Annotated in this window: 13 protein-coding genes; 6 read left to right on the top strand and 7 right to left on the bottom strand. The window is 72.3% G+C overall.

The window, feature by feature from the left end:
* The first annotated feature begins 270 nt into the window (after window positions 1-270).
* Window positions 271-462 (top strand): hypothetical protein, encoded by a 192-nt coding sequence (locus ABZ449_RS05035; RefSeq protein ID WP_360340334.1) that lies wholly within the window; start codon window positions 271-273, stop codon window positions 460-462.
* Between the two features lie 111 nt (window positions 463-573).
* On the opposite strand, the gene ABZ449_RS05030 is transcribed toward ABZ449_RS05035, so the two are convergent.
* From ABZ449_RS05030 to ABZ449_RS05015, 4 genes are all read right to left on the bottom strand, one after another.
* A complete protein-coding gene (locus tag ABZ449_RS05030; protein ID WP_360340331.1) occupies window positions 574-4,101 on the bottom strand; it encodes an indolepyruvate ferredoxin oxidoreductase family protein in 3,528 nt (1,175 codons plus the stop codon).
* Window positions 4,102-4,309: 208 nt separating this feature from the next.
* Window positions 4,310-6,031 (bottom strand): FAD-dependent monooxygenase, encoded by a 1,722-nt coding sequence (locus tag ABZ449_RS05025; protein WP_360340328.1) that lies wholly within the window; start codon window positions 6,029-6,031, stop codon window positions 4,310-4,312.
* Window positions 6,028-6,543 (bottom strand): VOC family protein, encoded by a 516-nt coding sequence (locus ABZ449_RS05020; protein ID WP_360340325.1) that lies wholly within the window; start codon window positions 6,541-6,543, stop codon window positions 6,028-6,030. Before ABZ449_RS05020 ends, ABZ449_RS05025 begins: the two co-directional genes overlap by 4 nt.
* Window positions 6,544-6,638: 95 nt before the next feature.
* Window positions 6,639-7,205, bottom strand: a complete 567-nt coding sequence (locus ABZ449_RS05015) for a TetR/AcrR family transcriptional regulator (protein WP_360340322.1) — start codon at window positions 7,203-7,205, stop codon at window positions 6,639-6,641.
* Window positions 7,206-7,389: 184 nt separating this feature from the next.
* Here ABZ449_RS05015 and ABZ449_RS05010 point away from each other — a divergent pair, with 184 nt between their 5' ends.
* From ABZ449_RS05010 to ABZ449_RS05000, 3 genes are all read left to right on the top strand, one after another.
* Complete coding sequence (locus tag ABZ449_RS05010; protein ID WP_360340319.1) at window positions 7,390-8,286, top strand: fumarylacetoacetate hydrolase family protein; 897 nt, start codon at window positions 7,390-7,392, stop codon at window positions 8,284-8,286.
* Entirely contained in the window at window positions 8,283-8,870 is a 588-nt protein-coding gene (locus tag ABZ449_RS05005; protein ID WP_360340340.1) for a GNAT family N-acetyltransferase, read from the top strand. Before ABZ449_RS05010 ends, ABZ449_RS05005 begins: the two co-directional genes overlap by 4 nt.
* A gap of 171 nt (window positions 8,871-9,041) precedes the next feature.
* Window positions 9,042-9,956: a hypothetical protein gene (locus ABZ449_RS05000; protein WP_360340316.1), complete on the top strand. Its 915-nt coding sequence runs from the start codon at window positions 9,042-9,044 to the stop codon at window positions 9,954-9,956.
* Between the two features lie 120 nt (window positions 9,957-10,076).
* Here the strand turns inward: ABZ449_RS05000 and ABZ449_RS04995 are convergent, their stop codons facing one another.
* Complete coding sequence (locus ABZ449_RS04995; protein ID WP_360340313.1) at window positions 10,077-12,119, bottom strand: neutral/alkaline ceramidase; 2,043 nt, start codon at window positions 12,117-12,119, stop codon at window positions 10,077-10,079.
* A gap of 210 nt (window positions 12,120-12,329) precedes the next feature.
* On the opposite strand from ABZ449_RS04995, the gene ABZ449_RS04990 reads away from it, so the two are divergent.
* Window positions 12,330-13,250 (top strand): SDR family oxidoreductase, encoded by a 921-nt coding sequence (locus ABZ449_RS04990; RefSeq protein ID WP_360340310.1) that lies wholly within the window; start codon window positions 12,330-12,332, stop codon window positions 13,248-13,250.
* Window positions 13,251-13,342: 92 nt separating this feature from the next.
* The gene (locus ABZ449_RS04985; protein WP_360340307.1) at window positions 13,343-14,851 is read left to right on the top strand and encodes an NADH:flavin oxidoreductase/NADH oxidase family protein; all 1,509 of its coding nucleotides are present in this window, start codon (window positions 13,343-13,345) and stop codon (window positions 14,849-14,851) included.
* Window positions 14,852-14,952: 101 nt separating this feature from the next.
* On the opposite strand, the gene ABZ449_RS04980 is transcribed toward ABZ449_RS04985, so the two are convergent.
* Together ABZ449_RS04980 and ABZ449_RS04975 are read right to left on the bottom strand one after the other, a co-directional pair.
* The gene (locus ABZ449_RS04980; RefSeq protein ID WP_360340304.1) at window positions 14,953-17,520 is read right to left on the bottom strand and encodes a collagenase; all 2,568 of its coding nucleotides are present in this window, start codon (window positions 17,518-17,520) and stop codon (window positions 14,953-14,955) included.
* A 269-nt stretch (window positions 17,521-17,789) separates the two neighbouring features.
* Window positions 17,790-25,412, bottom strand: coding sequence for a LamG-like jellyroll fold domain-containing protein (locus tag ABZ449_RS04975; RefSeq protein ID WP_360340301.1), 7,623 nt, complete (start codon window positions 25,410-25,412; stop codon window positions 17,790-17,792).
* Window positions 25,413-25,960 lie beyond the last annotated feature (548 nt).

Genomic DNA, 25,960 nt, shown 5'->3' with positions numbered 1-25,960 from the left:
CCCCGGCCCCCTACGTCCACGCCTACAACGCGGACGGCAAGGAGATCTACAACCAGAAGACGCAGCCCACCATCAAGGGCGCCCGGTAGTAGGCGATCAGGCATGACGGCAGGACAGGCACGAACCCACCGGTGATTACTGGGCGTAGAGAGCTCCATCATCACCCGGGCTCGTGCCTGCTCTGCCTCCGGGGCACTCGACAGGCGGCCCGGCACGCCTACTGTCAGGCGCCCTTAGCCGTGGTGGCGACGGCGGCGGGTGAGGGCGACGGTGAGGCCGCTGTGGCAGCGCGCTGCCCTCGCGTGGGCACTCGCGGGCGGCCTGCTGCTCCTGCTGGGGTTTCCGGTCTTCACCGAGCCGGGCTGGTGGAGGGGCGGAGTCCTGTCGCTCCTGGAGGCCGGTTGGCCCCGGGTGGTCATTCCTCCGCTGGTCGTGGCGCTCGGTGCCGCGCTGGCCCTGTAGGGCCGGGTCACCATCTCCGGAAGTGTCAAGAAGGGGAATGTGCAGGGTAGTTGGTGGTGAGCTCAAAGCAGGCCCGGCTCCGTCCGTCGCGGACCGGGTGGAGTTCGGCGCTCAGTCCTGAGGTCCGGTCAGGGAGCGCAGGCGGCCGACCAGTTCCCCGGATCGGGCGCGGTACCGTGCGACCGATGCCATCTTGATCTCCTCGTAGCCGCGCACGAGGTCGGGCAGTGCGGCGATCTCGACGGCCAGGCCGTGGACGTCCTCGCCGAGGACCCGGCAGACCTCGGCCATGGTGGTCTCGTACTCGACCACCAGCGCCCGTTCCGTGCGTCGCACGCGCGCCGCTCCGAACGGGTCGAGGCGGGTTCCGCGCAGACCGCGCATCGCCGCGAGGGCGTGGAAGGCGGGCTTGAACCAGGGACCGAGTTCGATCTTGCGGGTCATTCCCAGTGCCCGCAGCACGGGCGGGTGGAGGCGGTAGGACATCCGGGCGCCGTCCCCGAAGCGGGCTCTCACCTCCCGCTCGACCTCGGGGTCGAGGGAGAGCCGGGCCACCTCGTACTCGTCCTTGTACGCCATCAGCTTGTACAGGTACGTGGCCACGGCCTCGGTGAGCGCGGTCGAGCCGGGCACGCGTTCGTCCTCGACCCGCCTCACCTGTTCGACGAAGCGCAGGTACCTCGTCGCGTAGGCGGCGTTCTGGTACGCGATGAGGTCCGGGACGCGGACCTCCAGGAGCCGGGCGAGCTCAGATCCGGGGGAGGCGCCGGCCGACGCGAGGACGCCGCGGGCCGCGGAGGAGGGGCGCCGTTCCGGCCGCACCGGAGTGGCACGCCCGTGCAGGAGCGCGGCGAAGGCTTCGGGGTCGGCGACGGCCTGACGGCCGAGGCGGAACGCCTTGAGGTTGGCCTCGACCTTGACGCCGTTGAGGGTGATCGCCTCCTCGATGGCGTGCGCCGGAACCGGCAGCCCGCCGCTCTGGTAGGCCGCACCCGTCAACAGGAGGTTGGCGAACTGGTCCTCGCCCAGCAGGTCGGCGGCGAGCCGGCCTGCGTCCAGGAAGACGCTGTCCCTCACCCCGGCCCGGATCCTTTCCCTGAGCGGTTCGGCGGGCGGGAAGGACACGTTCGGGTCGATCACCATCCGTCCGGTCGGGACCTCTGTGGTGGAGACGACCGCCACGGTTCTCGCCGGGGCGGTGGCCGACAGGTTGCCGGGTTCCGCGGCCACGAGCAGGTCGCAGCCGAGGTAGAGGTCGCACTCCTCCAGGGCCGCCTTGCCCGCCTGGTCCGTCCGTTCCGTGGTGATCTTGATGTCGGAGACCACCGCGCCGCCCTTCTGGGCCAGGCCGGTCTGGTCGAGGGTCCGGACGTGCAGGCCCACGAGCGAGGCCGCGGTGCTGAGGATCTGCGCGAGGGTGACCACGCCGGAACCGCCGATGCCGGTGATCCGGATGGTGTGGGACGCCGGCACGGCAGGTGCCGGATCGGGCAGGGCGGCGCTGTCCGGCATGGGTGCGGCGGTGAAGGCGCGCTTCCCACCGGCGGGAACGACCGTGAGGAAGGAGGGGCAGTCCCCTGCCAGGCAGGCGTAGTCCTTGTTGCAGGAGGACTGGTCGATCCGGGTCTTGCGCCCGAACTCGGTGTCGACGGGTTGCACGGAGAGGCAGTTCGACTGCTGTCCGCAGTCGCCGCACCCCTCGCACACCCGCTCGTTGATCACCACCTGTTCGGCGGGCTCGGGTGCGAGGCCGCGCTTGCGCTTGCGTCGGAGTTCCGTCGCGCACTCCTGGTCGTGGAGGAGCACGGTGACGCCGGGGGTCCGGGCGAGCACGTCCTGGGCCTCGGGCAGCCGGTCGCGGTGCCAGACGACGACGCCCTTCGGAAGCGCGACCCTCCGGTAGCGCTTGACGTCCTCGGTCGTGACGATGACGCGCCGGACGCCCTCCGCCAACAGCTCCTGCGCGATCGCGGGCACGGGCATGACGCCGACGGGCTGCTGCCCGCCGGTCATCGCCACCGCCGAGTTGTAGAGCAGTTTGTACGTGATGTTCGCCCCGGCCGCGACCGCCGCCCGGATGGCGAGGCTGCCGGAGTGGTGGAAGGTGCCGTCCCCGAGGTTCTGGATCAGGTGGTCGCGGGCGAGGAACGGCTGCATCCCGATCCACTGGGCGCCCTCGCCGCCCATCTGGGTCATGCCGATCACGTCCCCGGCCTGGGCCGGGTCCATGAGCGTGACCATGGCGTGGCAGCCGATCCCGGCTCCGACGGCGGCGCCCTCGGGCGCCTTGGTCGAGAGGTTGTGCGGGCAGCCGGAACAGAAGTAGGGGGTTCGGGTCACCGTCGGCAGCAGCGGCAGCGCCCTGCGCCGGGCCGCTGCCGGCCGCCGGGCGTCCGACCAGTCGCGGACGGTGGGGAACTCGCCCAGGGCGTTCAGCCGGAGGGCGAGCCGTGCGGCGACGGTGTCGGGATCGAGTTCTCCGTCGAGGGGGAACAGGACCGAACCGTCGGGTGCGCGCTTGCCGGAGACGGACGGCCGGTTGCCGTGCCCGTAGAGCAGGTCCTTGAGGGCGGTCTCGATCAGCGGCCGCTTCTCCTCCACGACCACGATGTGGCTCAGTCCCCTCGCGAACCGCTCGACGACCGTGGGTTCCAGCGGGTGGATCATGCCGAGGTGGAGCAGGCGCACACCTCGGCGGTTCAGTTCGGCGTCGTCGAGCCCGAGGATGCGCAGGGCCTGGCGGACGTCGAGGAAGGTCTTGCCCGCCGCGACGATGCCGATGCGGTCGTCGGGCCCCGAAACGGTGATCCGGTTGAGGCCGTTGGCGACGGCGTAGCGGCGGGCGATCTCCAGGCGGGCGCCGTCCCGGGTGCGTTCCAGGTCGCCGAGCGCCGGTTGCACCATCCGGGCGCCGACGGTGTGGCGGTACGGCACTCCGTCGACGACGGGGTCCGGTTCGACCGGCGAGATCCGGCCGGCGCTCACGTCGACGGTGCCGGAGCCGTCGGCGACCGCGGTGACGATCTTCAGCGCGACCCACAGGCCGGATGCCCGGGACATCGCCACGCCGTGCAGTCCGAAGTCGAGCGCCTCCTGCGGGTCGGCCGGGTAGAGCGTGGGCAGGCCGAGGTCGGCGAGGAGCAGCTCGGAGGCGCCGGGGACGGTGGACGACTTGGCGGCGGGGTCGTCGCCGACCAGGGCGAGTGCGCCCCCGGCCGGGTGGGTGCCCATCAGGTTGTTGTGCCGGATGGCGTCCGAGGCGCGGTCCAGCCCCGGGGACTTGCCGTACCAGACGGCCGTGACGCCGTCGACGCGCTTGTCCGGCTGGGCGGCCGCGAGCTGGGTGCCCTGGACCGCCGTCGCCGCCAGCTCCTCGTTGACGCCGGGGCGGAAGACGATGTCGTACTCGTCGAGGAGGGGGCGGCAGCGCGCGAGTTCCATGTCGTACCCGGCGAGCGGCGAGCCCTCGTACCCGGAGACGAATCCGGCGGTGCTGCGGCCCGCGCGGCGGTCGGCGCGACGGATGTCGAGCGGCAGGCGGGCGAGCGCCTGGATGCCGGTGAGGTGGACGGTTCCTTCTTCGCGGGTGTACCGGTCCTGGAGCGAGGGCCGGGGTCCGGTCGTGTTCTGAGGGGTCACCACTGTGTTCCTCCGGGTGGGGGCATCGGTGGTCGGCGGGGCCCACTCGGGCCTGTCGGCCGGTTCGCCGGCCTGCCGGGCCACTGACGGGGCGAGGGGCCGGGCGGTGGATCGGAGCGCCGGGCGAGGAGCCCGGCGCTCCGTAGGAGGTCCGTACCGGGACGGGGCCGTGATGGCGGCCGCGGCCCGGGCAGGACCCGACAAGGCGCTACCGGGCGGGTCGCGCGGTTCCGCGGAGCAGGTCGGTGAGGGCCGCCCCGGGGGTCGATCCCTCGGCGCTGTGCCACGCGATGTGGCCGTCCGGCCGGACGAGGAGGGCGCCGTCCTCACCGATCCCGAGCGACTGGAGGCAGTGGCCGTCCGGGCTGGTGACGTCACGCCCGATCACGACGGTCCGCCGAATCAGGCCTCCCCCGGTCTCCGTGGCCTGCGCGGTCCGTGCGGAGGACTCCGCGAAGGGCTCCGCGAAGGCGTCGGCCCAGGCGGCTCCCTCCGGCCCGGTGATGAGGGTGAAGCACGGCCCGAGGAGGTCGTGGGTGGACACCCGCTCTCCGTCACGTTCGACCCAGGTGTGCGGGAGTCGCGCTCCGGTGACGGCGGTCGGCGTGTAGTCGGTGGCCGGGGGCGGGGGGCCGCCCGCGTCGTGGGCCTGCCGGGCCGCTCCGTAGACGTACCCGATCTCCTGGTTGAGCGCGTCGAAGTGCGGGCGCTGCCGGGGGACGGCCTCCGCGATCCTTCGGCGTTCCGCCGCGGCGACCGCCGGGTCCGGGCCGGCGAGGCGTGCGGCGATCGCGGCCGTCCCGGGCCCGATGCCGACCTCGGCCATCTTCATGGCGTTCAGCATGCTGTGGCGGGCGTTGTCGACGGCGACGGGGCGGCGTTCCCGTTCGTAGCTGTCGAGCAGGGCGTCGGGGGCGCGGCCGTCCAGCACCGCGGCGAGCTTCCAGCCGAGGTTGTCCGCGTCGGCGAGGCCGCTGTTCATGCCGAGGCCACCGGTGGGCGGGAACTGGTGCGCCGCGTCGCCGGCGAGGAGGACCCGGCCGCTGCGGTAGGTGTCGGCGGTCCGGGCCGTCATGGCCCATGCCCCCACGGAGCGGATGTCCACGTCGAGCCGGGTGGCTCCGACGGCGTCCCGGATGATCCGGGCGCACCGCTCGGGCGGGTAGTCCTGCGGCGATTCGACGGCTGGGTCGAAGCTCCGCTGGAAGGTCCACCGGCGGGCGCCGTCCATGCCGATGAGGACTCCCGGGGAGGCTTCGTTGATCAGCCAGACCAGCAGGGCGGGATCCTGGCTCATCCACGGGGAGAGGTCGGCGTGGAAGTAGATGTTCAGCTGGTGGCCGAGGACCGGGGCGCCGTCCATCGCGATGCCGAGCCTGTCGCGCATGCCCCCGGCCGCTCCGTCCGCCGCCACGACGTAACGGGTGCGCAGGATCTGCCGCCCGCCCGGGCCTTCCACGGTGACGTCGACGGCATCACCGTGGTCCGTCACCTCGACGACGGTGGTGTCGTAGTGGACGGCGGCCGTGCCCTGGGCGAGGACGGCGTCCAGCAGGTGTTGCTGCACCCGGTCCTGGGCGCAGGAGGTGAGCTGCTCGGCGGAGGCGTGTGCCCGTTGCGCGAGCGGGCCCTGCGGGCCTCCGGCGAAGTCGATCCGGCCCAGCGGGTCCCCGGCGAGGGTCTGCTTCCACAGGATGGTGCCGGCCATGGCCGGGTCGACCGCGTCCGCTCGGACGGCGTCCGCGATGCCCCAGGCCCGGAACAGTTCCATGGACCGGGTGTTGACGACGTGGGCCCGGGGGTGGGGGTTGATCCCGCCGAACTGTTCGCAGACGACACTGCGGACGCCGTGGCGGCCGAGGACGAGTGCGGTGGCCAGCCCCACGGGGCCGGCTCCGATGATGACGACCGGGGCGTCGATGTCCTTCATGCGCGCCTGACCAGGTCGGCGAGGGCCTCACCGGATTCGAAGCGTCGTACCAGGTCGTCGGGGTCGAAGTCGACCCCGATCGGATTGGCTTGGAACGCTCCGGACCGGAACCACTCGTCGAGGTCCTCGGCGGTGGCGAAGTTGTCGATCTGGAGCTCGATGTGGTTGCCGTCAGGGTCCTCGAAGTACATCGAGGTGGTCGGCCCGTGGTTGATGCACCAGAAGGGGTGGATGCCGTCGCCCTTCAGTCGCCGGTAGGTGTCGAGCAGGTCCTTGATCGTGGCGTAGGTGAACGCCACGTGGTGAAGACCGGTGTGCGTGTCCGTCGGGCGCTCGGACGCCCCGGTGGCGACCAGCGCGACGCGGTGGTGCTCGTCGTCGTAGGTCAGGAAGGCGAGGTTCTCGTCGGCGAAGGCGACGCGGCCTTCGAGGACCCGTACGTACCAGTCGGTCATGGCCGGCAGGCAGCCGGTGCGCAGGACGACGTGGGCGAGTTTGTCGGGAGAAGCCATGGAGTGGCGACCTCCTTCTCGGGGGCACGGCAGCCCTCTTGGCTGCCATGCAAGAGAAACTTAGGCAGTCTCTTGTATGGCAGTCAAGAGATGGCTCAGCGCGCCGCCGCGACGGCGATCAGCGCCTCCATCAGAAGGCCGACGAGTTCCTCGGTCGGCCGGTCCAGCTCCCGGGTGCTGACCAACAGCCCTTCGAAGAGCACGTGCGCCAGGTCCGCCACCGGTGCGACGTCCGCCCCCTCGGGCAGCCGGCTCGCGACGGCCGTGAGAAGCCGGCCCTCCAGCCACTCCTGCATGCGGGAGTAGGCATCGGCGAGGGCGGGTGACTCGCCCATGCGGTCGTACGCCTCCCGGTGCAGCCGGCGATGGGCCTCCAGGTCGACGAGGAACGTCACCAGCTGCCGCCGGGGATCACCCTCGAGCGCGGGATCCGCCTCGATGTGCTCCCGCTCGCGTGTGAACAGATGGTCCAGTGCGGCGGCGAACAGGTCGTCCTTGGTCGGGAAGTACCAGCGCACGGCGTTGGCCGCGACACCCGCCGCCTTGCCGACCTCGGCCAGGCTGGTCCCCTTGTACCCCCGGGTGGCGAAGAGCTCCCAGGCGCTCTCGATCAGGGCGGCCTCGCGCTCGGCTTTCGGGATCTGCTGACGGTTCCTTGGCATGACAGCAAAGCCTAGGCGGCACGCCCCGCACCCCCGCCCGCGGATCCCGGCGGGCGGACCCCGGCGGCGGCCCCGGTGATCGGCGGACTCTTGACTCCCGGACGGGAAAGCTCTTGACTCCCGGACGGGAAAGCTCTTGACTCTGATACAAGAGAAGCCCTTCCCCGACCCCCGGGAGTCATCGATGCGCCTGTACAGCACAGCCCTGGGCATCGCCAGGGAGGACAGCCCCGGCGAGCTCTCCCTGCTCGACCTCCCCTTCGCCGACCTGGGCGCCCTCCTGCGCGGTCCCGGGACCGCGGAGGCCCGTACGGCGGCGGTCGTCCGACGGGTCGCCCTCGACGAGGTCCGGGTGCACGCCCCCGTTCCCCGGCCCGGGAAGATCCTGATCGTCGGACTGAACTACCGCAGTCACGCGCAGGAGGCCCTGGAGATGTTCGCCGCGATGGGCCGGCCCGACATCATCCTGCCCGCCGAGCCGAATTTCCAGGTCGTCGCCGGTTCCGCGGTCATCGCCCCCGGCGACGACATCCGCCTCCCGGCGGTCGCGTCCCGGCAGGTCGACTACGAGGGCGAGGTGGCCGCCGTCATCGGCAGCCCCGCGACCGCCGTCGACACCGCGGACGCGATGGGCCACCTCGCCGGCCTGACCATCGCCAACGACGTCTCGGCCCGCGACATCCAGCAGCGGGCGATGTCGGGCGATCCGATCGCCTCCATCGGCGTCTCCAAGAGCTTCGACACCTTCAAACCGCTCGGTCCCTGCCTGGTCACCCCGGACGAGTTCCACGAACCGCTCGACCTGCGTCTGCGCACCCTGGTCAACGGCGAGCTGCGCCAGGACGACCGCACCGCGGGCTTCATCCACGGCGTGGCCGAGCTGATCTCCTTCCTGTCGCACTACCAGACCCTCGAACCCGGCGACGTGATCCTCACCGGGACACCGCGCGGCGCCGGCGTGTTCTCCGGCCGCCATCTGCGCCCCGGCGACGTCGTCGAGGTCGAGGTCGAGCACATCGGTACGCTCCGCAACCGCGTGGCGCCCGCCTCCGAGGACGCGGGCGCGGGCGCGGGCGCCTGACCGTCGGGGAACGGGCTCTCACAATGCTGATGGTCGCCCCCGGCGCCCGCCGACGAGGTGTCGGGGAACTCCTGCTCGACGCCGTCGAGTCGACCTGCACCACACCGAAGTCGTTCACCTCGACGAACGTCTCGAACCAGCCCGTGCAGCGCCTGCTTCAACGCGTCGGGTGGCACACCGTCGGGTTGCTCCACGGGTTGGACGACGGAGACCCCGAGCTCTTCTTCCTCCGCCCGCGGACACGGCGAGGAGCACCTGCCGGTCGAGCGGCAGGCCAACGTGCTTCGGCACCGTCCGCTTGGATCACGAGCGGGTGGGCGGGCTTGCCGACGTGGCGGTCCTTGGTGCCGGCCGAGCGGGCCGGTACCGCCATGTCGAAATCGCCGGCGTCCCAGGAGCCTGTCCCGAGACGCTCCCGTACCCCGGCACGATCCCGAACGACGGGCGCAGCCCGTACACGCCGCAGAAGTGGGCAGACACCCCCGGGTGGTCGGCACCCCGTTTCCGTCAACCCGTCGGTGCGGTGTACGCCCGGTCGGGTTCACGGCGCCGAGTTCGTGGCCGGTGCGGGGCCGGCCGTGTGAGGATGGGCGCGGCTGTCCAGGTGTGTACCCCGGAAGCGACGCACGGAAGGACGCGGTGTGGACTCGACAGGCCGTCGTACGATCAGGCACCCCCGGCCGCCTGGCGTGGACACCCTCCACTGCACCGCGCGGAGCGGCCTCGAGGCCGTCCCCGATCCCCGGCACCGCGGCATGGTCGCGAGTGTTCTGGACTCGGGTCTGGTCGACGGGATGATCGCCTTCACCGATGCCTTCGATCCGCCCGTCAACCTCGCGCAGGCCCGTGCCGGCGCTGCCGCGCTGACTGCCGAGTTCGCGGCGTTCGGTGTCACGGTTCCCCCCGCCACCACCGGCCACATCACGCTGATGCGCTCCCTCATGGTGCCGATCGCCGACGACGCACTGGCCCTCGCCCTCGACCGCATCTGGGTGTTCACCACCAACACCGATGACGTGTGCTGCCACGACCGGGCTGAGGCCGAAGTCATCCTGCGGGCCGGCCTGCTGCCCGGGCGATCCGAGACCTCGCCGAACACGCGGTACATCCGGTACATGTTCGACGAGATCGCGCGCTTCTGTGATCCGACGTTCCTCGCCGTCTTCAAGACCTTCTTCTACAACGCGGTCACCGGCGTCCTCATGGAGGCGGAGTTCACGCCGGAGGCGTCCGACGAGGTCGACAGTGACTTCGTCCGCGTCTTCAACGGCTTCTCCCAGTTCTGGTTCACCTCGCTCCAGTTCACCGACCCCTGTCTGCGCTCCGATCGCAACCGGGCCTTCTGGTCGGCGGCGCTGAGCTCCTGTGTCGCGTTCCTGAACGACGTCAACGACGTCCTGTCCTTCTACAAGGAGGCGGTGCACGGCGAGGACTTCCTCGCCAGCCGGATCCACCGCCGAACGGTGGCCGAGGGCATCCCGTACCTCGCCGCCTACCGACGGAGCCTCGACAGCGGCCTGGCCGCCTACCGCCGCGTCCTGGACCTCGCCACCGACGAGCAACGCCCGCACCTCGACCGCTACATGAAGGCCTTCGCGTTCTGGCACCTCCACTGCCGTCGCTACCGCTGGCAGGACGTCTACCCGGGGCTGACCCCGGTCGACGCCTGATCCGGCGGGCAGGCGCCGCCGGTGATCGGCCTCGGAGTGTCGGTCCTGCCTCCACTGGTCGACCGGAGGCCCGGCCGACCGTCCGCGGCCCCCTCCCGATGCGTGCCGGATCGGAGGGGCTCAGGAGACGGTGAAGGCGCGCGAGGTGCCGGTGAAGCCGGTGATCGCGCCGGTGAGGCCGTTCTTGGCGTCGCCGGAGTGGGTGATGCGGTAGGTGCCGGGAGGGGTGCCGGGTGCGATGTCCCAGGTGATGGTCGCGGTGGACTCGCCGGTCACGGCATTGGTGCGCTGCCAGCGGTACCCGGTCTGCCAGTCGCCGTCGTCCAGGTACCGTACCCAGGTGCCGTTCTGCAGCCGCTGCACTTCCAGGAAGGTGCCGCCGCGGTGCAGGTTGTTCTTGGGGTGGCCGGTGACGAAGACGGTGGTGACGCGCCGGCCGGTCTGGTAGGTGCCGGCGGCGTCGGTGAGGACCTGGCCGAAGGCGCGCGACCAGCCGGGGCTGTCCAGGACGACGCCGGTCTGCAGGTTCAGGGTGCCGATCGCCGGGGCGGGCGGCGCCGAGCCGAGCGGCAGGGTGGTGCCGTCGCGCATCGCGGCGGCCAGTTTGGCGAACTCCTGCTGGTAGGCGGGCGTGGTGTACCGGCCGAAGAGCGTGGAGGCGCCCTCGTACTGCTGGCCGTCGTACTCCTCGGGTGTGGTGACGTACTGGCTGTACCCGTTGGTGTAGCCCTGCACCAGGACGTTCTCCAGCGGGATGCCGAGTTCCGCGGCGACGGCCCGGCGGATGCGAAGCCCGGCGACGATGGTGAACTCGGCCGGTCCGCCGACCAGGTGGAGCTGGCCGATCCTGAGGAGTTGCAGCGGCAGCACGTTCGGGGTCGCCTGGAGCAGGCCGCTGGGGACGACCGACGTCTTGGGTGACTGCTCGTCGGCGAGCCATTGCGGGACGACGGCGTTGATGAGGTCGACGAGTGGGGCGAGCGGGGACGGCGTGCCCTCGAGGATACCGGGGATGCCCGGACCGTCCTCGGTGCTGCCGGCCAGCGTGGACAGGCCGATGACGCCCGGACTGGTGTGGTGGATCCGGCCGTCGGGGGTGTAGCGGCCGTCGACCCGGACCTGCGACATGTCGACGTAGCGCAGCCGCGCGTCGATGCCGCCCGTGACCGGGGTGTCGGCGGAGGCGAAGATCTGCTGGGCGGTGGTGCACTGGCGCCGGCCGATGATCCGGGTGTTCTCGAACTCGTCGTCGGTGGGGCCCGATCCGGGCTTGAGATCGAGGTTGGGGGACATGTCGCCGGCGTTGGTCTGCGGGAAGGCGGCCACGAAGCCGGGGGTGCCGTCGAGGTAGCGCACCCCGGCGGTGTCGTGCTCCCACGCGTAGGAGGCGTAGCCCTTGTTGTCGCCGCTGATCAGCGTGTTGCTGTTGGTCATCGAGGTGCCGTGGGTGGGGAACCAGCTGATCGCCCCGATGTCGGTGCCGCCCTGGCGCAAGCGCAGGACGGTCATCGTCGGGTCGATGCCGAGCGGGTAGGCGTCCTTGTCGGCCCGGGGATTGCGTTCGAAGGCGGCGCGGGACCGGTTGACGCTGGCGTCGGTGAGCTCGCCGCGGCCGAGGGTGATGGTGCCGGGGCGGAGGTCGGCGTGGGCGGCCTCGATCGCTTCGACGATGCCGGCGACCACGGCGTCGAAGTTCTGCTGCTGGAAGCCGAGGATCGACAGGTTGTAGACGAGGTCGTGACTGCACCCGCCGGGGCCCGCGTGGGTGTGGGTGGCGCTGAGCGAGACGTTCTGCTCGGTGTAGAGCGCGCCGTGGGCGGTGGCCAGGCGGGCGAGCACGGCCTGGAAGACCGCGTGGGGGAGTATCCCCTGGTCGGTGTTGCACCAGGCGACGCGGTTGCCGCTCGCCGGGTCGACGATCACGAACGCCCGTGCCCGCAGCCGCTGGTGGATTCCACTGGTCTTCTGGCCGGGCATCGAGTAGCCCATCATGCCGCTCTCGGCGGCGGCGCCGGTGATGTCGGCGATGCCCCGGCCGACGAGGTACGGGGACGGGAGTGCCGGGTCCGCCGCGGCGGACCGGGCGGAGCCGAGGGCGAGGCCGCCGGCGGCCGCCGCCGCGAGCTGAAGTCCTCGTCGGCGCGTGAATTCTGGCGTTTCCACGGTTCGTTCCTCCGCATGGGTGGGGGTGTCACTCGGGCTCGTGCCCGGGGATCGCGGGGTTCGTGATCGGGGAGGTGGCGCGGACGTACGGGGGGTGTCACCTGGTGGGGGTTGGCGCGGTGGGCAAACCGTAGGCCGGAGCCGGCCGCGCCGTCCAGAGGCACGTAGCGGACACCCCGGTGCGGCGTGTAGCGCACCGCGCCCGCAACGGTGACCGAGCAGGCCAGACCGGCCGCGACCACCTCCGTCTCCTCGGTGTGCGAGCTGGTCTCGGTCGCCACCGGGCCCGCCGCACCGCTCGCGGCCCGGCCGAGAGGGACGGGGACACCGTTGAGCCTTCCACCGACCACCGAGGGCGGCTGCGCCGTCGTCACGGGCGCCTCGTCCGGGATCGGCACCGCGCTGGCCGAACGGCTCGCCGCGCGCGGGTACCCGCTGGTCGTCGTCGCCCGCCGGGAGGACCGGCTGCGCGCCCTGGCCGAACGGCTGACGGCCCGGCACGGCGTCCCGGTCGAGGTCGAGGCGGTGGACCTCGGCGACCGCGGCGGACGGCGCGAGCTCGCCGAACGGCTGGCCGAACGCGAGGTCGCCGTCCTGTGTGCCAACGCGGGCTTCGCCACGTACGGCGAGCTGGCCCGACTGGACGCGGAGCGCGAGCACCTCCAGGTCGAGGTCAACGTGACCGCCGTGCACGAGCTGACGCTCGCGGTACTGCCCGGCATGGTGCGCCGCCGCCGTGGCGCGATCCTGATCACCGGCTCGACGGCCGGCAACCAGCCCGGCCCGCTGAACGCCACGTACGCGGCCAGCAAGGCCTTCGCCAACACCTTCGCCGAGTCGCTGCACGCCGAACTGCGGGGCACCGGCGTCAGCTGCACCCTGCTCGCGCCGGGGCCGGTGCGCACCGAGTTCGCCCAGGTCGCCGAACTCTCCAAGGTGGACGCGGTGTTGCCGAAGCGGCTGTCGGTGTCCTGCGAGCGCACCGCGGACCTGGCCCTCGCCGCACTGGAGCGCGGCGAGGGCCGTGTCGTGCCCGGGCTCTTCGCCAAGCTGCTGGCCACCGGCGGCCGTCACGCCCCGCGGGCGCTGCTCGGGCCGCTGCTGCGGACCGCGTACCGGAGGGTGATGTGAGCGCCGAGCCGAACGCCGCCCCGGGCGCCGGCCCGAACGCCGCCCCCGGCGACACTACGAACGCCGGCCCGAACGAAGAGGGTGCCCCGGCCATGACCGCCGCCGACCTGCTCGCCGCCGAACTCGCGCTGCCCTGCGGCGCCGTGCTGCCCAACCGCATCGCCAAGGCCGCGATGAGTGAACAGCTCGCCGCCCGCGACGGCCGCCCCACCGAGCGGCTCCGGCGCCTGTACGCCGCCTGGGCGCACGGCGGCGCCGGGCTGCTGATCACCGGCAACGTCATGATCGACCGGACCGCCCTGACCGAACCCGGCAACGTCATCCTCGACCACGACCGGGCCCTGCCCGCCTTTCGCCGCTGGGCCGCTGCGGCCAAGGACGCGGGCTCCACGCTGTGGATGCAGATCAACCACCCCGGCCGGGTCGCCACCGTCCCCTTCACCCACCGCCCGGTCGCCCCCTCGGCCACCCGCGAACCCGTCCCCGGCTACAACCTGCGCCGCCCCCGCGCCCTCACCGGCCAGGAGGTCCGGCACGTCGTCCGCGCCTTCGCGCGCACCGCCGAACTCGCCGTCGCGGCCGGTTTCGACGGCATCCAGATCCATGCCGCCCACGGCTACCTGCTCTCCCAGTTCCTCTCACCCGCCGCCAACACCCGCGACGACGCCTACGGCCGCACCGCCGCCGGCCGCCGCCGGGCCCTGCTCGAAACCGTCGCCGCCGTACGCGCGGCCGTCGGCCCCGCCGTCCCGGTCTCGGTGAAGCTCAACTCCAGGGACTTCCAGCGCGGCGGCCTCACCGAAGCCGAAGCCCACGACACCGCCCGCGCCCTCGCCGACGCCGGAATCGACCTGCTGGAGATCTCGGGCGGCAACTACACCGCCCCGGCCATGACCGGCGTGGGCGTGCACCGGCCGAGGACCGCCGCCGGCCCGGAGGCGTACTTCCTCGACTTCGCCGAGCGGATCCGCCACGACGTCCAGGTCCCGCTCATGCTCACCGGCGGACTGCGCACCGGGGCCACGATGGAGCGCATCCTGCGCGACGGCACCGCCGACGTCATCGGGCTGGCCAGGCCGATGGCCTTCTCCCCCCAGTACCCCGCCCACCTCCTCGCCGGAACCCGCCCTGCCCGCCGGGCCGCCCGCCACCGGCTACCGCCCCCTCGACGGGTACACCCAACTCGCCCACCACAACCACCAGTTCCACCGCATCGCACGCGGCCTTCCACCACAGGACACCCCCGGCCCCCTCACCACGATGCGCGCGGCCGCCACCACTGCCCGGGCCGCCCTCCGCCAACTCGCCATCCCCGGGCCGTAACCCGACCAGCCCTTCCGCCACCGGCCGCAGACGTCGACCGAATCCCCGCCGCGATGTCCTCGAAGCGGAACCCGGCACGGCAGGCCAGGCCCACCAGGCCACCGGCCGAGGCCGACCCGCACCCCCACAAGCTTCGGGGCCGGTCGAACGACCGGCCCCGAAGGTTCCGAGCCGTCCTGCGCTCCATGACACGGAACACGTTGAACGAGCGTGCGGAGGGCGTGGCTGGATGGGTGATGCGAAGGATTGCTGATCGTGGGCGGTCAGCTAGCGCATGACGGGCTGGCCGGTGTGGTCGTTGTGCCGGCCCGGTCATGGCCGCCCCGGCCGTCGCACGCCGTGGGGCGCGGGGCCGGGGCGGAGAGGACCACCGGGCCGGTCAGTACCGGGTGGTGACGGTGACGCCGCTGAAGGCGGTCTTGCCGTAGAGGCTGACGTAGCGGTAGCCGGCTGTGGTGTTGGTGACCGTGACGGTCTGGGCGGTGCCGTTGTTGGTGGAGGAGGCGGTGTAGGAGGTGTTGGAGGCCCAGTTGTCGGGGCTGTAGTAGAGGTAGGCGGTGCCGGTTCCGCCGGTGGTGGAGACGGTCAGGGTGGTGGTGCCGGCCGGCATGTAGATGTACAGCATGTCCAGGCCGCCGGCCGCGGCGGCGCGGTCGGTGCGGTAGCAGTTGTAGTCCATCTTGCGGGGGTCACTGCCGGTGCAGGCACTCGGTGCGGCCGGAGCGGTGACGGTGACGTTCTTGGTCGCGGTGGCGGTCCTGCCGTTGCTGTCGGTGACGATCAGCGTGACCGTGTAGGTGCCGGGGGCGCGGTAGGTCTTCGTGGGGGAGGCCGCGGTGTCGGTGGTGCCGTCGCCGAAGTTCCAGGCCCAAGCGGTGATGGCGCCCTTGCCGTCGGTCTCGGTGGAGCGGTCGGTCAGTTGGACGCTCAGGTCCCGGACCGAGGCGTCGAAGGCCGCCTTCGGGATGCCCGCGCTCAGGCAGGTGTCGGTGGCGCAGGTGCCGAGCCAGCTGTTGAAGTCGGCGTCGTAGCTGGCGCCGATGGAGTTGTAGTAGGCGTAGCCGCGGGCGTAGTCGCCGGTGCGGAAGTAGTGGAGCGTGGTCTGGACGACGCCCGGGAAGCGCTCGATCATGTAGCGGGCGGCCAGGTAGCCCCAGTGGTAGGTGCGCACGACGTCGCTGTTGAGGTAGGTGCTCTGGAACAGGGTGCTCAACGCGTAGGTGCGCTTGGGGGCCTGGGTGACCGCGTTGGTGTCGGTGACGCCGCGGTAGGTGTAGGAGACGTACTCGGCGAGGCCTTCGATCCACCACAGGTCGGGGACGCTGGTCTGCTGGCGGAAGTCGCCCTTCATGTCGTAGCGGGCGTCCAGGACGTGGGCGTACTCGTGGTTGAGGTTCCAGATCCGGGCGGTGAAGCCGTTCTCGTTCGGGTGCCGGTACATGATCGAGACGGGCTGGTTGGCCGGGTCGGTCGGGATGCCGGTGAGGGTGATGCCGCCGTTGTTGGTGTTGGCGCCGTAGATCGCCCCGGCGTAGGTCTGGTAGTCGGCCTGGCTGGCGAAGACCACGAGCTGCACGGAGGACTCGTACTGGTTGGGGATGGGGCCGTTGTCGCGGACGAGGTTGTGGAAGTACGCGTCCTCGCCCCTGAGGTCGGCGCAGACGGCGGCGAGTTCGGCCGCGGTGAGGTCCTGGGCCAGGATGGTGAGGGTGGCGTTGCAGGTCTGCCTCATCGGCAGCGCGGCCTCGGTGAGGCGCCGGGGCAGGTCGCAGACGCCGTAGTAGGAGCACTGGGCCTGGTCGGAGAAGCTCGCCACGTTGGCGACGCCGACCCACAGCCGGGCGGTCGGGCCGGTGATCGACGAGGCGTCGAGGAGCCCCTTGGCGAGCGGACGGACCTTGCCCTGGAGCGCCGGGTACTCGATGTAGCGGGACAGCTCGACGCCGGCGTTGGCCTCCAGGTAGCCGCGGTCGGTGCCCATCAGGTCGAGGTGCTTGCGGGTGAACGCGTCGAGGGTGTCGACGATGCTCGGGTCCGCGACGACGGCCGCGCCGTAGGCGGGGTTCTGGTGGCCCCGGTCCAGCGGGGTGAAGACGCTGTTGACCAGGTTGAGCAGTTTCTTGGAGGCGTCGTACGAGCTGTTGTAACCGTTCAGCACCTGCCGGTAGGTGCCGAGGTAGCGGCCCTGCACGTCGGCGCTGTCGGTGAGGATGATGACCTCGGCCGCGACCTCGGCGTTCGCGTCCGTGGCGTCCGCGAAGTGCGGGCCGGCCACGAAGGCGTCGATGCCGCGCGTCACGGCGGCGGTCAGCGCGGCGTCGAAGGCGGGCACGTGCGCGGGGTCGTTGGACTGCACGTAGTAGCCGGCCCGCAGGAACAGGACCAACTGCCAGACACCGGTGGAGTTGTCGCCGGGGTACGTGGTGGCGGCGTTGCGGAAGGCGTCGGCCACGGTGGCCATCTGGCTCTGCCGGAACACCGCGGCGGCGTCCGCGCTGCCGCCGGTGTAGAAGAGACCGGCGACGCACCTGGGCGTCGAGGCCGTGATGAAGGAGACCAGCGCCGACCCGGTCCGGCCGCTGAAGTCGGCCGGAGTACAGGACGCGGCGGCGGCCGGTGCCGCCGTCAGGGCGCGGGGTTCGGCCGAGGGCGAGGCGGTATCGCTGGGATCCGGCCGGCTGGGCGGGCTGATCGGCGGCAGCTGGGCGGCCGTGAGCCGGCGGGCCTGGGGCGCGCCGGGGCGCTCGGAGTCGGTGGCGGTGTTGCCGGTCACCGCCAGCGGACCGCCGGACGTCTGGTGCGCGCTCGAAGCGGCCGGGGCGGGGACGGCCTGAGCGGGGGCGGGTGAGGGGGCTGCCTGGCTCGGTCCTGCGGCTATGCCGAGCAGGACGGTGCCGGCCGCGGCCACCGCGGCCAGCAGTCTGGGTATGCGTGAGAGCGGACGCATCGTCATTCCTTCGTGGGGGAAACGCGCATGGAAGCACCACGGATGTGGGGAAGAGGTGGAGGAATCCGGAGTGCGTGACGCACCGTCTCACAAGACCAGCATGCCCATCAATGGGGTGTGACATGTCATACGTCTCAGATTCGCTCTCCTGGGGAGGGGCGGGCGCCGGTTCGTCGTGTTCCGGGCGGATCCCCGGCAGCGAGTTCGGGTCCGCCCGGGCAAGGGGTGGTTCCCTTGCCCGGGCGGTGAGCGGTGTCGGTGCCGGAGCGTCAGTCCTCCACGCCGTAGTACCGCGCGAGGAACCCGATCACCTCTTCCGCGTGCGGGGTCAGTTGCGGCAGGTGGACGGACAGGGCGGTGCGTACGGCGTCGGCGAGTTCGCTACGGCCGGTGGCCGCCGCCTTGACGTAGGGGTCGAGGCGGCGGACGAGCTCGTAGTTGCTCTCCAGGTCGAGCTCCCGCATGGCGCGCTGGAGCGGCGGGGCGCCGGCGGGCGGCACGGCCGGCAGGAGCCGGCTGACGAAGGTGACGCGGTGCAGGACGCGCCAGCACGGCGGTTTGCGGTCCGTGCGGCGGACCTCGCGCAGCGCGGTCGCGTTCGGGTCCGTGCCGTTGTTCAGCCACCGCGGGTCGACGACCTTGTGGAAGAAGGTGTCGAAGTGCTCGGTGTCCTCGCCGAGGTAGAAGCTGAGGAACCGGTACGCGTCGACCTTGCCGGGGGTGTTGACGGGCTTGCCGTCGGCGTCGTAGACGGGCTTGCGGCTGGTGTCGTACGTCTGGAGGTTCCCGGACGGCGCGCAGGCCACCTTCAGTCCGAAGGAACGGGTGGCCTGCCGGCCACGGGCCCTGGTGGCGGTCATGCCGCCGCCGATGGAGGCGTCCAGTTGGGCGTTGACGCCGACGCCCATGACGTCGAAGGAGGTGCCGACGGAGGTGCCCGTGGAACCGGAGAACGAGTACGAGCCGGAGGTCGTCTCGCTCACCGCGTCGGTGGTCTCGGTGGTCTCGGCGAAGAAGCCGCCGTCCGCCGTCCACACGTAGGTGTTGACCAGGTCGCGGCGCGAGAAGCCCGCGCCGGTGGCGCTGTCGGCGGTGTCCCTGCCCCGGCCGGGCGAGGCGTCGCCGCCGATCGCGCCGCCGAGCACCCGGCCCGCCCGTTCGGCCGTGGGGTCGGGCGCGTGGGTCTCGGTGGAGACGGTCTCGTAGTAGCTGCGCAGCCGTTGCTGCTCGCGCTGGATCCGGCGCTTGATCGTGTAGGCCTCGCGCGGCTTGTAGTAGCTGTGCTCGCCGTTGTCCAGGGTTCCGGTGTAGTCCGGGTCGAGGACCCTGCCGCGCTCGTCGTAGCCGACGGTGCCGTCGAGCGTCCCCTGCTTGGTGTAGCGGGGGTTGAGGGGGAAGGGGATGACGTTCCAGTCCTTGGGGATGTCCGGGTTGGGCTGGATGCGGTAGGAGACCAGGGCCCCGCTGTGCGCCAGGCGCAGGGCGAAGACGTCGGCGGTCTGGGACTGGACCAGGGCGAAGCCCGTGTTGGCGGGTACGTAGCGGCGGCCGAGCGCCGCGTTGAGCGGCTTGCGCGGGTCCTCCCAGCTGCCGGAGAGCTCCACCTTCATGGCGCGGGCGGTGTTCTCGCCCTGGGAGACGGCGGTCTCCTCGGCCCAGCTGTTGGAGAACTCCAGGGTGCCGCGCACGCCCGCCGACACCTTGGCCTTGGCCATGGACTTGGCGGTGCCGAAACCCAGCGGGGCGCTGATCACCCACATGTCGACGTCGACCTCGTTCGACAGGGCGAAGCCGAACGCCGCGTCGACGCTGCGCTCCTTGGCCGACGACAGGGAGTGGACGACCTCCTCCGCCTCGGTGAACTCCACCGAGGAGGCGCTGTCGTAGGTGGCGCTGTCGGGGTCGACGGTGTTGGGGGTGAGGTTCTCCGACGGTACGGGCGGCGCGCCCTCGACGTAGCCGATCAGCTGGGGGTCGAACTGCACCTGGCCGACCCATTCGCTGACCAGGTTGCCGACCTTGTATCCGGTGACCAGGTGCCAGCGCCCCTCGCGCAGGTAGCCGTAGGCCCGCTTGAGCACGCCGAAGGCCTCGCCCTTGGCCGAGTACTGCATGTCGGCGTACTCGGTGACGGCGGGGGAGCCGGTGATCCGCTCGTGGAAGGGCGTGCGCATGGCCGCGAGCGCCGACCGGACCTGTGCGGCGTCGCTGGAGACGGGCGCCGTGGAGAGCACGGCCGCCGGACGGCGCGGGGCCGCGGGAACGGTCAGGTGGTTGCCGCGCAGGCCCTCGTCCTGGACGACACGGGTGCTCCCGTCGGTCGAGGCGTCGTCGAAGGACCAGTAGGCGATCAGATCCTCCTTCTCGCCCTTGAGCCGGGTGAAGAGGTTGTCGAGGACCTGTTCCTGGGTACGGGCGGTGCGCCAGACGCGGACCTCCTCCAGGACGCCGTGGAACGCCTGCGTCGCCTGGCCGCCTTCGAGTCGGGCGCCGAGGGCGAACGCCCGGTCGCCGTAGCCCGCGAAGGCCGTGTCCGCCAGCGGGTCGCAGGCCACGGAGACCCCGTTGCGGTACAGGCGGAAGAGGCTGCCGCGGGGGTCGGGGTTGCGGGTCCAGCGGGCGCCGCGCAGTCGCGCCGGGTGGGAGCCGCCGGTGTCGGCCGCGGTGCTGCCCGCGTTCTCCTCGAAGCGCCACTGCGCGGTCAGGCCGCGGTCGCGCGCGGAGACGGCGGTGCCCAGCCGGGCCGTGTCCCGCGCGGTGCTCCACAGTCGGACCTCGGAGACGACACCGGTCAGGGCGTGGGTCTCCAGGCCCTCGCGGGCCCGGCCGATGTCGAGCGTGCCGGAGTTGCCCCGGGCGCCCGGCCCCTCGTAGCGGGCGGTGCCGGCCTCGTGGCCGTCGACGAAGAAGCGGATGTCCTGCCGGTCCCGGACGTCGACGGACTCCACCGGCCCGACGTCCTGCCGGACGGGTTGGCCGTCGGCGCCCGTGGTGGTGGCCTCCTTGCCACCCCTGCGTTCCTGCAGCGACCGGCCGCCCTCGCGGACGACGGCGAGGCGGTGGAACGCCCCGGCGCGCACGGCCTCGGAGGAGGTGAACCGCACCAGCCTGCCGTCGGGCTCCTCGAAGCCGAACTCCAGCTTCCCGTCGGGCAGGACCACCAGGCGGTAGGGGACGCTTCCGTCGGTGCCGTCGGCGGCGCGGCCCTTGGAGACCAGGCCCTGGGTCGCGCCGAGGGCGTCGACGCGGCAGAAGACCTCCAGGGTGAGGTCGTCGGTGATGTCGAGGGCGTCGTCGTCGGGCACGTCGAGGTGGGCGCCGTCGGTCAGTTCGACCGCCCAGGACTGTTCGTGGGCGACGGCGAGGTGCGCCCACTCGTGCAGGGGGAAGGCGTCTCGGGTGGCCACCAGCCGGTCGCCGACGCCGGCGGCGACGTGATAGACCGCCGCACTCGCGGTGTCGAGCGCGGCGGGGGCCGGCGCCGTGGTGACACCGCCGCGCAGGACGACGTGCCGCCCCCGGCCGGAGCGGTCGAGGACCGCCGGCTTGCCGTTCACCCGGTCGACCGGGTCGGCACAGGGCCAGTAGCCCGTCAGGCCGGCCTCCTTGCCGGTCAGCCGTCGGTTCTTCAGTTCCCGGACCTGGGCTGCGGTGCGGGCGGTGGCCCAGAGCCGGACCTCGTCCATCTCGACGGCCGCGTAGTCGGGGACCCAGCCCGCGAAGTGGCTGCCGAAGCTGAAGAGCCCGTCCCCGAGGTAGGGCGCGGCCGCGTTGCGCCGGGCCTCCTCGACGCCGTCCTGGTAGATCACCTGCTCCCGGGTGGCCGCGTCGAAGACGCAGGCCCAGTGGTGCCAGTCGGTGTCGTCGTACCCGTGCGGGGTGGTGAGGTCCTCGCCGTAGAAGGCGAAGGTGAAGGCACTGCTCCGGCGGAAGCCGATGTGCAGGCTGCCCCTGTCGCTGGGCTGTGACGTGCCGTGGCCGACGAGGAACTGTTCCCGGCCGTCCCACGCCGTCGTGCGCCGGGCCCAGAACTCCACCGTGAAGTCCTGCTGGGCGAGGCTGAACCCGCGTTCGGTCAGGGCGACGCCGCTCCTGCCGTCGAAGGCGAGGGCGGGCACGACGGGGGCGGCCGGGGCGAGGAGCCCCAGGGTGTAGGGCGCCTCGTCGGTACCGGCGTGGATGATCCTGGCGGGGCCGGACACCTGCTCGGGGTTGACCCACGCCTCCAGGGTCAGGTCACGGGTCGCCGTGACCCGGTCCAGCTGGGCCGGCGGCAGGGTGAGGACGGTGGCCTGCCCGTCGAACGAGTAGGCCCGACCGGGGGAGTCCGCGCGCCACCGGCAGCCCTGCCCGGTGACCAGGTCCGTCACCTCTCCCAGGGGGATCTCGTGGGCCCCCTCCGGGTCCGCGACCACCAGCCGGGAGCCCGCGGACAGCGGGCTGCCCGGACGGTTGGAGTAGGTCTGGCGGTGGTCGTAGCGCAGGCGCCGGACGACCTCGCCCGGCTGGGGCTGGGGCCCGCCCTCGCCGTCCTCCAGGTGCACGGTGACGGCCCCCGGCGCGTGGTCCTTCTCCGTGAGGTAGAGGTGGCCGCCGACCGTGACGGGCGTACCGGCCGGCAGGGCGACCGGGAGGGGCTCGGCGAGTTCGAGCGCGCCGCCGGCGATGTTGCCGGAGCGGCCGCCGGAGAGCATCCGGAAGGTCGTCTCGAAGGACTTCACCGCGCCGATCCGGACGGGCTCCTCCGGAGCGCCGTTGACGATGGCGGCGAAGTCCGCGGCGCGGCGCGGCAGCCGCTCCCAGGTCTCGACCTCCTCGCCGTGCTCCACGGTGAGGTCGCACAGCTCGGGCCGGGTGCCCGGCGTGATGCGGATGGTCACGGACTCCAGCGGGGTGCCGGCGTCGCGGGCGGTGAAGGTGATCGCCTTGCCCTGCCCCTCCGACAGACGTCGCGTGGAGCGGGCGACCGTGGTGTCGTAGTAGGCGGCGAAGAACTGCCCGTCGGCGCCGCGGAAGTACAGCACGACGTTGCCGGTGGCGCTGTCGAGCAGGTACGGGCGGTCGGCCGAGCGGGCGAAGGCCAGCAGGGCGCCGGAGCAGCTCAGGCCGGTGCGGTCGAGGGAGAGCCGCGGGACGGGCAGCGCGACGTCGTTCGCCCCCTTGAGGCCGCCGGTGAGCCGGGCGAGCTCCTCCCGTGCCGCGGTCAGTTCGGCCTGGTGCGCGGCGATCTCGTGCCGCCGCCGCTCCAGCAGCTCCCGTCGGGGCCGGAGTTCGGCGAGCTGCCGGTCGAGGGCTGCCACCTGCTCGCCGGCCTCGCGGATGTCGGGGTGGCCGAGGTCGTGGAGGGAGACCCGCTCGATGGTGAGCAGGCCTTCGCCGGAGGCGGTGACGGGGTCGGGGTCGTACTGGACGACGCGGTCGCCGAGCCGGTCGGGGGCGCAGACGGCCCGCTCGCTGTGCCGGTTGACCAGGGTGCTGAAGCCGTCGCCGTGGTCGTAGATGCCGAAGAGCGTGTTCCAGTGCCCGTCCAGGCGGGGCCAGATGATCAGTGGGGCGTCGTCGTCCTGACGCTCGCCGGCGACGTTCATGTCCTTGCCGGAGTTCAGGTTCTGCAGGTGGTAGAGCATGGAGCCGTTCCAGCCCGACCCCGGCGGTTCGACGGCCGCCCACAGCGCGGACTTCGCGTCCGGGTCGGCGGTCCGCACCAGCGGCGCCTCGTTGCCGGTCTCGTCGCCCCGCACGGCGAGGTACTGCGGCTTGCCGTCCCGGGTGTTCTTGAAGCGCAGCCGGATCGCCCAGCCGGTGATGTCCTGCGACCTGGCGTAGGAGATATCGCGCCGGCGCTCGAGCTCCGGCAGGTCGGCGCTCTGCCGGGCGAGGTCGGCGGCCTCGGCCTCCCTGGCCGTGATGTCCTGCGTCAACTGGCGGATCCGGGCGTCCAGTTCACTGATCGTCTCGACGTCGGCGGTGCCGTCCGGCGCGGCGAGCACCGACAGGGCCAGCTCGTCGGGGATCTCGGCGAGCCGCCCGTCGCGCCCCACCCCGAAGTCCAGCGTGGCCAGGTACGCCTGGTCGCTCGCCGCACCGGTCCTCGGGTCCGGACCGGAGGTCGCGTACGAGAGCAGCACCCGGGCCTGGCGCTTCGCCGGCTTGGGGTCCTTGTCGTAGCCCGCGCTGGTGGCCTCCTGCTGGTGGTAGAGGACGGCGGAGAGTCCCGAGGCGGTCGTCCGGCCGGTGACGGCGAAGCTGTCCCGGCGCACGCCCGGGTGGTCGCGGACGGGTGCCTCGGACGTCACCCACCGTGGGCCGCCCACGAGTTCGCCGTGGTGGGCGTGGTCGGTCTGGTCGTGCAGGCGGGTGCCGGACCCCTCGTCGAAGCGGTAGTACGCGACGAGGCCGGGGTCGTCGCCGATGAGGCGCACGCCCCGGTCGCGCCCGAGCTCCTCGGCGGTGCGGGCACGGTCCCAGATCCGGACCTCGTCCAGCTCGGCGCGGGCGCTGCCGAACAGCAGGGCCTTGCCCAGCACCAGCGGCCCGGTCCCGGTGTAGCCGCCGTCGGTGGTGCGGGTGGCGACCTGCTCGCCGTCGCGGTAGACGCTCTGGCGGCGCGCCGCGTGCTCGAAGACACAGGCCCAGTGGTGCCAGCCGGTGCCGCCGGTCCGCGCGTCGGTGTTCAGGTCGTCACCGTAGAAGGCGAAGGTGAAGCGGTCGTCGGAACGGAAGCCGATGTGCAGCGAGCGGCGGACCGTGCCGGCCGGGTCGCCGTGGCCCACGAGGTACTCCTCGCGCCCGGTCGCGGTGCGCCGGGCCCAGAACTCGATGGTGAAGTCCCGCTCGGCCAGGCCCGGAGAGTCGGAGACGCGGACGTGGGCGTCGCCCTGGCCGAAGGCGAGTGCGGTCTCCGCGTGCCCCTCGGTGCTCGTCACGGGGACCAGCGGCTTCCCGGTGAACGGGCAGGTGCCCGGGGCGGGTTCGTAGACGGCGTCGCGGTGGGTCGGGTCGGGACTGGTCCAGGCCTGGGTGCCCTGGAGGTTGAACAGGCCGTCGCGGCCCTGCTCGACGTTGAAGGAGTCGATGCGGCCGCTGGCGTCGTTGTGCGCGAAGATCTGCCAGCGCTGCTGCCCGTGCACGGCGGTGGGGAGGAGCAGGGCGGTGAAGCGCCCGCCGGACAGCCGTCGGACGAAGGACAGCAACTGCGTCGGTTCGTGGAAGGGCCGGCCTTCCATGTCGGTCGTGCCCAGGCTGTCCTTGGCCGAATCCGGGCGGGTCCGGTGGCGGCTGCGGCGGAAACGCGCCTCCAGGACGGGCTTGAGCTCCCCGCCGACGAGGAGGAACCGGTCGAACAGGAGCGTGTCCGCCACCAGCGGAACCAGGGCGCCCGCACCGTCCGTGGCGTAGCCGTCGCGGCCCCGGTCGCCGGAGGAGCCGCCCCCGGCCAGCCGGTGGACGGCATCCGGGTGGTCGGCGCCGATGGACTGGCGCAGGACGACGATGTGCGTGCCGTCCGACAGCGCGTGGAAGGGGACGGGGGCCGTGAGCCGGGCCGTGGTGGACAGGAACGGGTCCACCTCGTCCTCGTCCAGCCGTTCGCCCGGGGCCGCCTCGACCCGCCCGCCGTTCTTGACGACGGGCAGGGCGGTGGCTCCCGCGACGGCGTAGCCGGTGTCCGTGACCTCGGAGGGGAACCGCAGCGGGAGCGGGTCCTCCGACCAGTAGGCGGCGTCCGGTTCGCCCTTGGCCTCGTCGTGCCGGGACAGATCGAGCACGCCGTAGACGATCCGACGCCGGTCGTCCATGGCCAGCGCCACCGTGGTGCCCTGGTGCCGGACGGTGGTGGTGTGGACGTAGGTGCGGTCGCTGTAGACCTTGAGCAGGTGCTGCTCGCCGGGCAAGAGGTCTCCTCGGAGGAACTCGGTGTCGGGGAGGCGGACGACGGAACGGCCGTCGGGACCGCGCGGGAGCCGCCGCCGTCGGCCGGCCGGGCCGACGGGACGGGCTCTGATGATCAAACGATCGAACGGAATGTGACACACCGTCAAGAACCACTTTTCCGTCCTCGACCGGTCGGAACGCGCCACCCGGCGTCCGCCGGACGCGTTGTCTCCGTCGACCGGCGAGGGTCATCCAATCGCCGGTTCCGGTCCGGCTCGCGGCCGAACGGCGAAACTCATCCGTACGAGTGATCGGCGTGTACCCGCCGGGCCGGCCGACCCGCGGGACAACCTCCTGCGGCCCGTGCACTCGGCCACGTCGGTGATCGGTCGTGGGCGGCGGCGCCGGAAGGCCGTCCGTGGAAGGCCGTCCGTGACCGAACCGTGAGGTGGCTCGTTGTCGGGGCATGAGAACGGATGACCGGTGACCGAGCGGCCCGCGCGTGACAGGGGCGCGGCTCGTCGCATCCGTCGGCAGGCAGAGCGCGCCGGGTCCGCCCGCGGCGCCG

Origin of the sequence: Kitasatospora sp. NPDC005856, from assembly GCF_040629945.1 — a bacterium.
Classification (GTDB): domain Bacteria; phylum Actinomycetota; class Actinomycetes; order Streptomycetales; family Streptomycetaceae; genus Kitasatospora.
The sequence above is the reverse complement of the archived record's forward strand: the minus strand, read 5'-3'. Positions and strand labels throughout refer to the sequence as shown.

What these genes read in the sequence shown, in the direction of transcription:
- ABZ449_RS05010 (WP_360340319.1), top strand. Translation starts at nt 7,390, where the DNA reads ATGCGCCTGTACAGCACAGCCCTGGGCATCGCCAGGGAGGACAGCCCC.
- ABZ449_RS05000 (WP_360340316.1), top strand. Translation starts at nt 9,042, where the DNA reads ATGGTCGCGAGTGTTCTGGACTCGGGTCTGGTCGACGGGATGATCGCC.
- ABZ449_RS05020 (WP_360340325.1), bottom strand. Translation starts at nt 6,543, where the DNA reads ATGGCTTCTCCCGACAAACTCGCCCACGTCGTCCTGCGCACCGGCTGC.
- ABZ449_RS04980 (WP_360340304.1), bottom strand. Translation starts at nt 17,520, where the DNA reads ATGCGTCCGCTCTCACGCATACCCAGACTGCTGGCCGCGGTGGCCGCG.
- ABZ449_RS04985 (WP_360340307.1), top strand. Translation starts at nt 13,343, where the DNA reads ATGACCGCCGCCGACCTGCTCGCCGCCGAACTCGCGCTGCCCTGCGGC.
- ABZ449_RS05015 (WP_360340322.1), bottom strand. Translation starts at nt 7,205, where the DNA reads ATGCCAAGGAACCGTCAGCAGATCCCGAAAGCCGAGCGCGAGGCCGCC.
- ABZ449_RS05025 (WP_360340328.1), bottom strand. Translation starts at nt 6,031, where the DNA reads ATGAAGGACATCGACGCCCCGGTCGTCATCATCGGAGCCGGCCCCGTG.